Here is a 9,595-nt window from a genome sequence, read left to right as displayed (position 1 = left end):
ACAGATCGCGAAGCGATCAGATGAGGGGGGGACGACCGCCGTCGGATTCGCATCCGTCCGGCCGGCTTGAACGCAGAGCCGATCCCCCCTCATCCGGCCTTCGGCCACCTTCCCCCGCGAGGGGGGAAGGCCGGTATGGACCTGATTCGCAGAGCCCGTTCACGGCTTGGGTCCGTCCTTGTCGCCGGCCGGGATGCGGGCGCCGAGGGCCTGGGCCTGGGCGTCGAACTGGCGGCGGAGGTCGTCGCGGAGGGCGCGAGCGGACTCGTCGTGGATCAGGTTGCGGGTTTCGCGAGGGTCGGCGGTCAGGTCGAACAGCTCTTCCCAGTCGGGGTGGCCGGGGTAGACGATGAGCTTGGCCGTGTCAGTCCGGAGGGCGAAGACCGTCGGGATGGCGTAGGGGCTTTCGTAGTAATACTCGTAGAAGAACGCCTTGCGCCAGGGCTCTTTGGGTTCGCGACCTTCGGCCAGCGCTCGCCAGCTTCGGCCCTGCATCGCGGCGGGGATCGGGGCGCCGGCGAGGTCCAGGATCGTCGGGGCGAGGTCGATGTTGAGGATCATCTGGTCAACGACCGCCCCCCGTCGGGAGGCTCCGAAACCGGGCCAGCGGACGTAGAACGGGATCCGCAGCGACTCGTCGTAGGCCGATCGTTTGTCGCCGAGGTGGTGCTCGCCCAGGTAATAGCCATTGTCGCTCATGAAGACGACCATCGTGTCGTCGGCCAGCTTCTTGTCGTCGAGCGCTTTGAGCAGCCGGCCGACGTTGTCGTCCACGCCCTGGAGCGTCCGCAGGTACGCAAGCGGGCCCTCCCCCTGGCCTGCCCCGCCAGCAGCCTTCTTGGTTGCAGCCTTCGGAGCGGCCGCCTTCTTGGTCGCGGCTTTCTTGGTTGCGGCCTTGGGCTGGACGTCGTCCCCGGCGTTCGCGTCGGCGCGGCGGAAGGTCGCGGCGTAGGGGGCGGGCACGCCCTCGTCGTGGACGGGGCCGACGGGCTGGCCGGCGTACGTCTCACGGTGTCGTTCGGGAGGTGTTCGCGGACCGTGGGCCGACTTGTAGCCGATGATCATCAGGAACGGCTTGTCCTGGGGCCGTTGGTCCAGGTGCTCAAGCGCGTAGTCGGTGACGACGTCGTCGACCCAGCCTTTCGTCGGGGTGGCGACGCCGTCGATCTCGACGGGGCAGTCCATGAACACGCCCTGGCCGATGTAGCTGACCGAGCGGTCGAACCCCGGTCGCTTGCCGGACTGCCGGCCCATGTGCCACTTGCCGAAGTACGCCGTGGAATAGCCCGCCGTTTGCAGGCTCCGTTGCAGGCTGTCGGGGAGGTCCGGGAACGGCGTCTTGTTGTCGACGACGCCGTTGACGTGGTTGTAGCGACCCGACATGATCGCCGCCCGCGACGGGGCGCAGAGCGAGAGCGTCACGAACGCGTTCTTGAAGCGGACGCCCTCAGCGGCGATCCGGTCCATGTTCGGAGTCCGGAGCCAGGGGAATCGCGCTGAGGTCCCCTGCTCGCGCTGCTCCAGACCGACGACGTCCGATTTCTGGTCGTCCGTGATGATGACCAGGAAATTCGGCCGCGTGGCCTCCGCGCGAGCTTCGGCGACGGCCGCGGCCAAAAAGACGCCCATGAGGATTCGCAGCGTTTGCGCGGCCCGTGTTCTCGTCATGGCGTCGTCTCTTGATTGATCCGTGAGGCAGGCAGGTTCAGGCGAGGTCCAGATCGCCCTGCGGTTTCGACTCGTCGATCTGCTCGACGACCCGTCGCGGGTCGATCGCCGCCCAGAGTAGCATGCCGACGAGCGCCACGCCGACGTAAATCCAGAAGCCCGGATCCCAGCGCTCGCGGCCGACGCGCCCAGCCGCTTTCATGGATTCGACGTACCAGCCGAGGAAGGCCGGCGAGACGATCCCGCCGACGTTCCCAATCATGTTCATGAGCCCGAACAGCGCGCCGACGTGTCGGCCGCTGACCTCCGTGGCGGCGGCCCACCAGGCGGGGACCTGGATCTGCATTCCGAAGAGGGCCAGCGCGATCAGGAGGGTCGAGATCCACGGCGAGTCGACCGAGAGGCTGGCGGCGAGCGATCCGGCCGCGAGCAAGGCCCCCAGCACCGCCTGGATCGTCCTCCCCCAGCGTCGACCGGCGGGCCCCCTGGTCAGGTGGTCGGTCAGCCAGCCGCCGAAGAGGCAGCCGACGGCCCCCGCGCCCAGGACGATGCTGGAGTAGGTCGCCGAATCGGCCGCCGAGACGCCGCGGGCGTCCTGGAGGTATTTGGGATACCAGGCGATCAACAGGTTGTAGATCGCGGCCATCGTGATCATCACGCAACCCAGCAGCCAGACGTCGGGTGAGCGAAAGACGACGGGCCAGGGGATCGGGGCGTGGGTTTTGGAAGCGTCGCCGGCGCGGCCCTCGGCGATGAGTCGGCGCTCGGCTTCATTGGTCGCTGGGTGCGATTCAGGGTCGTCCCGGAACCAGCCGAGGAAGGCGGCGGCCCACGCGACGCCGATCAGGCCGAAGACGGCGAAGGTCCACCGCCAGCCAAGGCCGTCGATCAGCCGTTGGCTGACCACCGGGGCGAGCGTCCCACCCAGCATCATGGCCGTGGTGATGATCCCCTGGGCCTTGCCCCGCGTCGCATCAGGGAACCACGAGCGGAGCACCCGGGCGGAGTTGGGAAGAGCGCCGGCCTCGCCGGCCCCGAACAGGAACCGGATCGCCAGCAAGGCGGCGAAGCCCCCGGCCATCCCGGTCATCGCCGTGAAGACCGACCACCAGACCACGATCCGCGTCAGCACCCCGCGCGACCCGTAGCGGTCGCCCCAGCGGCCGGTGGGGACTTCGAACAGGACGTACGCCAGGCTGAAGGCCGAGAAGACCAGGCCCATTCGTGTGTCGTCGATCCCCAAGTCGCGCTGGATCGCCGGCGCGGCCTGGCCGATGCAGACGCGGTCCAGATAGAGGACGAACGTCATCGCGGCCAGGAACGCCAGCACTCCGTAGCGGACGCGCGAGGGCGCTTCCACCGTCACTTCCCGCGGGAGGCGACCTCGGCCCGAGCCCGGGCCAGGACGCTCTCAAGGGTCACGGGACGGCCGTCTTGCCGCTTGCTCTCGTCGGCGGCTTCCATGAAGGCGAAGATCTCGATCGTCTCCTCGGGCGAGACCGGGGCCTTGCCGGTCTTGAAGAACTTGACGATCTCCACGACCAGCGGCTTGTAGCCGTCGTAGGCGCCGGCCTGGGCGATCTTCTTCTTGCCGAAGATCGTGGCCCCGTAGCCGTGCGGGGTTCCTTCGCGGACGCCTCGGAACGTGCCGATCCGGCCGTCCTTCCAGACGCCGACCGCGACGTCGGTCTCGGGCGTGGTCGTCCGGGAGACCTTCTCGCAGCCGGTGCCCATGACGGTGAAGAGCGTTTCCACGCCGTGGACGCCGTACCAGTAGAGGTCGGGGTGGTGCTCTTCCAGGGCGCACGGGCTGTAAGCGTCGCAGCCGGCGACCGGGCCGAACTCGCCCGCGCGAGCCTTCTGCGTCTCGGCGCCGTAACGCAGCGACGAGCTGGAGAAGACCGGCGTTCCGGTCTGCTTCGCCAGTTCGAAGATCGCCAGGGCGTCGGCCAGCGTGCCGGCCACCGGCTTGTCGATGAACAGCGGCTTACGAGCCTTCAGCACCGGCTCGGCCTGCTTCAGGTGCGGCCGACCGTCCACGCTCTCCAGCAGAACGACGTCGACCTTCCCCAGCAGGTCGTCGATCGAGTCGACGATCTCGACGCCGTAGGTTTCCTTCAGGGTCTTGGTGTACTCGGGAACGCGGTCGTGGCTGGAGGGGATGTCCTGGCTGCCGCCGGGATAGGCCGCGACGATCCGAACGCCAGCGACCTCGGCCGGGGCCTTGGGGTCGTTCAAGAGCTTCGTGAAGGCGGTCACGTGCGAGGTGTCCAGCCCGATGATACCCGCCCGCAACGGCTTCTCCGCCGTCGCGGTCTCCTGGGCGACAGCCGTCGTCGCGGTAAGGATCAGAAAGGACAGTGTCGGGGCGAGAGCAGCGATCCGGACGTTCATAGCGGTTCCTTTGGGCCGACGAGACGTTGTCAAGCTCAGGCGTGATTATGCCCGGATTGATCCTCGATGACCAGCCGTGAGAGCCCCAGGGCCGTCTCCACTCGTTCGACGATCACCGCCAATCGTCCCAGAATTCGGTAATAAAGCGGCACCAGCCGATCCGCCGCATGCTCGGAAACCTGCAGCAGCGGGCCGACGTCGTCCGGGTTGGGCACGCCGGGAAGGGCGAACTCAGCCAGGGAGACCTTCCCCTTGGCATGGGCGAAGGGATACTCAAGGTCCTCGCCGATCGCCTGATAAAGCTCGACGAGTTGTCGCTGGAGATCGGCCGATGCCGTCATGATCGCCCGGTGGAGGTTCGCGTTCTTGTCGTCCTTCTGGTAGCAACCCAGAACGGTGAGCAGGACGTTTCGGGCCGCCACGGTCGACCGCAGGTGCGGCCAGACGCGGCTCGCCAGGGTGGAGGCCAGCGGCAGCAGTGGGCGGGCCTCGTCGCGGAGCGTCTCGCCCCCCTCGATCGTCGCCGCGAAATCGCCCTGTTCCAGAAGGCCCAGCGCCAGGGTGATCCGGCGCGCGGCCAGAGCGTCGAACTCGTCGAGGCCTGTCGCCCGCTCGCCGACGGCGCGGTCGACCTCGGCGACGACAGCATGGGCGGCGTCGGCCGTCGCCGAGGGAAGGTTGTAGTCGGCCGGCTTGATCCGGTAGCCGCAACCCAGCATCGCGGCGGCGGCCTGAGCCTGGATGCGTCGGTTGAAGGCTTCTTGATCCGGGGTCGCCAGTTCATCCCGCGCAATCCGACCCGCCGCCTGCTCGTTCCGCAGCCGCTCCAATTCGGCGCGGACGGCTTCCGGCCCTTCGTCGACGGCCGCCGGCTCGGCGGGCAGCGGCAGGGGCCTGGTGAAATTCAAGGTCCCGACGCAGACCCGTTTCATCGATTCCGAATCCGACACCCGATCCTCGTATCGACGGACGACCTCGCGGTAAGGCAAGAGCCGCGCGGGATCGACCGCTTCGCCCAGCAAACCCTCATAGTGCTCGGCCGTCGCCGATCGCGACAACGCGTCGAAGTCGCGGAAGAAGGCCGTCGCCGGCCCTTCGATGTGGAATACGCCCGGCGCGTGCAGCGCCAGCACGGCGGCGATCCGATCGCGGTCGGCCGGGTGCGTGTCGAAGACCTTGGTCTTCTCGTGGGCCAAGGCGTCGTCGATGGCTTTCAGACCCGCTTCGGGGACCTGGGGAATGTTGGCCTCGACCAGCCGGGGCAGATCGTCGGGCAGACGACCTTCCTTCCAGCACTCGGATAGGTCGCTCATGGCGCCGGCGTTCGCCAGTCCGCCGAGCCGCAGCCGCCGCGTCGCCCCGGCCGAGGTGTGCGAGCCGGCCAGATACGCCTCGCAGCGGTCGGCGTCGAACTCCATCTGACGCGACATCGTGCAGCTCACCGCGTGGCCTGTGTACATGAGCACCCAGAGAATCCGCCGCGAGAGCCAGACCAGCAGTCGGGCCAGGTTCCCCAGGATCAGCGTGTAGATGTTCCCCGAGTTCGTGAACTCGACCAGGCTCTGATCCCACGCGTCGCGCTCGTAGACGACGCGGGCGAACCAGGCGTTGATCGACCGGATCACGTACGTCAGCTTCATCCCCGTCGATTGCGCGAAGTGCCCGAACTCATGGGCGAGAACCCCGGCGAACTGGTCGGCGTCGAAGACCGCCGCCATCGGCAGGCCGATCGTCAGCACGAGCCGCTTCCGCAGGAGCGAGAAGAGCCCGTTCTCCGGGCCGGCCGAGGCGTTCAACTGGCAATCGACGTCGATCCGGACCGGCCGAGGCGCCCCGACCGACTTGCAGACTCCGTCGACCAGTTCATAAAGCGCAGGCTCTTCCTCTCGCGTGACGCCCCGCTTCCGAGGCGGCTTTGCGCGGCCCGCGAACAGCGGCTTGGCCAGGAAGAAGACGACGGTCCCCAGCACGATCAGAGGGCCGAAGTAGGCCATGACCGCCCCCTTGCCGTTCCGAACGGTCTGGAAGACGGTGTAGTTGTGGGTCGCGTGCCAGTACATGGCGTAAACGGCCGCCGCCACGATGCCGACGTAGATCAGCGGCAGCGTCACCATCACGCAGGCGACGACGAACGCCCAGAGCCGATACGAGGCCGGCAGTCCCTTGTGCGGAATCGCCCCTCTGAAGGACGCTCGCACCTCTTCCGGCGTGAACGCCGTCGGCGATTCGCTTCGATCCGCCTCACCCGTCGCGAGGCCCTCCGCCATGACCTCGTCCTCGATCCCCGACGCCTCGCGCGCGACATCGTCCATCGACGGCTCCTCCCAGGCGGGAACGGGAGACGCGTCCAAACCGTTGGACTTCGGAAGCGCCGCCCGACTCAACACACTACTCGCCTCGCGACGTCCAGCCAATCCATGACTCGACGCATACACCGAAATAAGTCTATGTCGCCGACGCGATGGATCGAACGAGGCGATATACGAGCATGCCGGTTCTCATCCGGCCGCGGATTCCGATAGGATGGATCGTCCCCGCAGCAATCGGGTTCGGGGACGCGACCCGCCCGCCGAGGAGCCGTTCATGCCCGCGACCGAGTCTTGCCGTCGCGTCTTCTTCGCGATGTTCGCGCTGAGCTTCGCCGCCGTCGCCGTCCGAGGGGCCGAGCCGACGATGACCGTGGAGGTGGACCTCCGCGACATGCCCAGGCGGCTCGTCCGGACGACGATCGACGTCCCCTGCAAGCCGGGGGCGGAGCTGGCGCTCTGGCATCCCAAGTGGATCCCGGGCACCCACGCTCCGTGCGGGGCCAACGAGCCGGTCGCCGGGCTTCGAATCGCCGCTCCGGACGGGACCGTCGTCCCCTGGCGTCGCGACGATCTGGACCTCTACCGGATCGTCTGCAAGGCACCGGAGGGCGTCGACCGGCTGCGTGTGTCGCTGGACACCATCTGCAACGAGGCGACCGTGGAGGCCAGCGGCCATCTGACGTTCGGCAACGACAAGATCGGCGTCGTCAACTGGTCGACCTGCATCCTCTATCCCGAGGGTCCGACGGCCGCCGAGACCCTCGTCGCTCTCTCGACACGACTCCCAAACGGCTGGAAGCACGCCACCGCCCTGAAGACGAAATCGAATGAAGGCGGCCTGATCCGTTTCGAGCCCGTCTCGCTCGTCGACCTGATCGACTCCCCTCTCATCGGCGGCGAGCACCTCAAGACGACGAAGCTCGACACGGGCCCATATCCGCCGGCGTTCTTCAATTTGGTCTCCGAGTCGCCCGAGGCGACGGAGCTGCGGCCGGAGACGATCGCCAAGTACAGCCGGGTCGTCCGCGAGGCCGGCGCCCTGTTCGGCTCGTGCCACTACGAAGAGTTCCAGTTCCTGACCACCCTGAGCGATGAGCTGGGATACCTGGGCCTGGAGCACCTGGCGTCCAGCATCAACGGCGTCAAGGAACGCGACCTGATCGACGACCAGCGCCGGACGGGATGGATCGCCAACCTGATCCCCCACGAATACGTCCACTCCTGGTGCGGCAAGTACCGTCGCCCCGCCGGCATGGCCACCGCCAGCTTCCATCAGCCGATGGCCACGCGGCTCCTGTGGGTCTACGAAGGGCTGACCGAATACCTCGGCGAGGTTGTCATGGTCCGCTCCGGCCTGGTCTCGCTGGAGGACTACCGCAAGACGCTCGCCCACACGATCGACGGCCTGATTCTCCAGGCCGGCCGGGGATGGCGCCCCCTGGACGACACGGCCGTCGCCTCGGCGTTCCTCCGCTCGCCCAGCCCCAACTGGAACGCCCTTCGCCGCAGCCAGGACTACTACATGGAAGGCGCCCTCCTCTGGATGGAGATCGACGCCACGATCCGCGAGAAGACCGCCGGCGCGAAGTCGCTGGACGACTTCTGCAAGGCCTTCCTGGGAGGCCCGACCAAGCCCGAGAAGGTCGACCCCTACACCTTCGAGGACGTCGTCGCCGCGCTCGACGGGGTGGTCGCCCACGACTGGAAGACGCTCCTGGAGGATCGAGTCTCGAAGCCCCTTGACGCGCTGCCGGTCGACTTCGTCTCCAAGCTGGGCTACCGCATTGAATACGGATCGACCCCGCCTCCGCCTTTCCGCGGCCGGCGTCCCGGGGCCGGGGGCGCGGCGGCCCGGCACTCGCTGGGGCTGAGCTTCGATGCGGAGGGCGTGGTCACCGACGTCGTCGTGGGCTCGATCGCCGAGAAGGCCGGGCTTGCGAAGGGCCGCAAGGTCGTCGCAATCAACGACCGCCTCTTCAGCCCCGACGCCCTCCGCGACGCCCTTGTCGCCAGCGTCGAGCGCGGCAAGGTGGACTTCTTGCTGACCGAGGGGGATTCGCTCAAGCCCCTGGCCCTGACGTATCGCGACGGCGTGAAGAACTTGACCCTCGTCCGCGACTCCTCCAAACCCGACGTCCTGGCCGACATCCTCAAGCCTCACGACAAGTCGGAAGCGAAGAAGGAGGAGCAGCCGAAGGAGACCCCGAAGGCCGCGGCCGTCTCGCCGGAGCATCCGAAGGGGTACGTCGCCCATCGTGCGCCGAGGCCGATCGACGTCGACGGAAAGCTCGACGAGGAAGCCTGGGCCGCCGCCCCCTGGACCGACGCCTTCGTCGACATCGAGGGGAACCGCAAGCCTCGGCCCCGGTTCCCGACGAAGGCCAAGATGCTCTGGGACGACGCATACCTCTACATCGCCGCGAAGCTCGACGAGCCCCACGTCTGGGGGACGCTGACCGAGCATGACTCGGTCATCTTCCACGACAACGACTTCGAGGTCTTCCTCGACCCCGACGGCGACAACCACAAGTACTACGAGATCGAGATCAACGCCCTGAACACTGAGTGGGACCTGTTCCTGCCCAAGCCCTATCGTGACGGCGGCAAGGCCGAGAACGCCTGGGAAATCCCGGGCTTGAAGAAGGCCGTGGCCGTGCAGGGGACGCTCAACGATCCCTCGGACGAGGACCAGGGGTGGACCGTCGAGCTGGCCCTGCCGTGGAAGGCCGTCGCCGAGCACGCCGGCCGCGCGGTGCCGCCGCACGACGGCGACCAGTGGCGGATCAACTTCTCGCGCGTCGAGTGGCGGCACGAGATCGCCTACGGCAAGTATCGCAAGATTCCGAAAACGCCCGAGGACAACTGGGTGTGGTCGCCGCAGGGCGTGGTCGACATGCACCGGCCGGAGTCGTGGGGCTATCTCCAGTTCTCCGCGACCGAGCCCGGCTCGCCGGTCGCCTTCCGCCACGACCCCGCCGACGCGACTCGCCGACGACTCATGCAGATTTACCATGCCCAGAATGCGTACAAGCGGAACAACGGCCGCTGGGCCGACCGCCTCGCCCCGCTCAGCCTTCCGGACCCGCCGCCGGGACAGGCCGTCCCGACGGTCGCCCTGACTCCCGACGGCTATGAGGCCTCGCTGACCTTCACGCCCGACGGCGGCAAGCCCCAGACCTGGGCCGTCCGTCAGGATTCACTGCTCGTCCCGAAGCCCTGAGGAT

The 9,595-nt window shown here is 67.7% G+C and carries 5 protein-coding genes; 1 reads left to right on the top strand and 4 read right to left on the bottom strand.

Translation table 11 applies throughout. From position 1 onward, the window contains the following. Positions 1 to 159: 159 nt before the first annotated feature. The 4 genes from G5C50_RS26045 to G5C50_RS26030 are packed head-to-tail and all read right to left on the bottom strand — an operon-like array spanning position 160 to position 6,374. On the bottom strand, positions 160 to 1,668 hold the full coding sequence (locus G5C50_RS26045; RefSeq protein ID WP_165073904.1) for a sulfatase family protein: 1,509 nt from the start codon (positions 1,666 to 1,668) through the stop codon (positions 160 to 162). Positions 1,669 to 1,705: 37 nt separating this feature from the next. Then, positions 1,706 to 3,028, bottom strand: a complete 1,323-nt coding sequence (locus G5C50_RS26040) for an MFS transporter (RefSeq protein ID WP_165073903.1) — start codon at positions 3,026 to 3,028, stop codon at positions 1,706 to 1,708. A gap of 2 nt (positions 3,029 to 3,030) precedes the next feature. Continuing rightward, positions 3,031 to 4,062, bottom strand: a complete 1,032-nt coding sequence (locus G5C50_RS26035; RefSeq protein ID WP_165073902.1) for a Gfo/Idh/MocA family protein — start codon at positions 4,060 to 4,062, stop codon at positions 3,031 to 3,033. A gap of 35 nt (positions 4,063 to 4,097) precedes the next feature. Further along, positions 4,098 to 6,374 carry a M48 family metallopeptidase gene (locus G5C50_RS26030; RefSeq protein ID WP_165073901.1) on the bottom strand — a complete coding sequence of 759 codons (2,277 nt, stop codon included), beginning with the start codon at positions 6,372 to 6,374 and terminating at the stop codon, positions 4,098 to 4,100. A gap of 271 nt (positions 6,375 to 6,645) precedes the next feature. Between G5C50_RS26030 and G5C50_RS26025 the strand changes: the two genes are divergently transcribed. After that, positions 6,646 to 9,591, top strand: a complete 2,946-nt coding sequence (locus G5C50_RS26025; RefSeq protein WP_165073900.1) for a M61 family metallopeptidase — start codon at positions 6,646 to 6,648, stop codon at positions 9,589 to 9,591. The last annotated feature ends 4 nt before the right edge of the window (positions 9,592 to 9,595 follow it).

It is taken from the genome of Paludisphaera rhizosphaerae (assembly GCF_011065895.1).
GTDB classification, from domain to species: Bacteria; Planctomycetota; Planctomycetia; order Isosphaerales; family Isosphaeraceae; genus Paludisphaera; species Paludisphaera rhizosphaerae.
The sequence above is the reverse complement of the archived record's forward strand: the minus strand, read 5'-3'. Positions and strand labels throughout refer to the sequence as shown.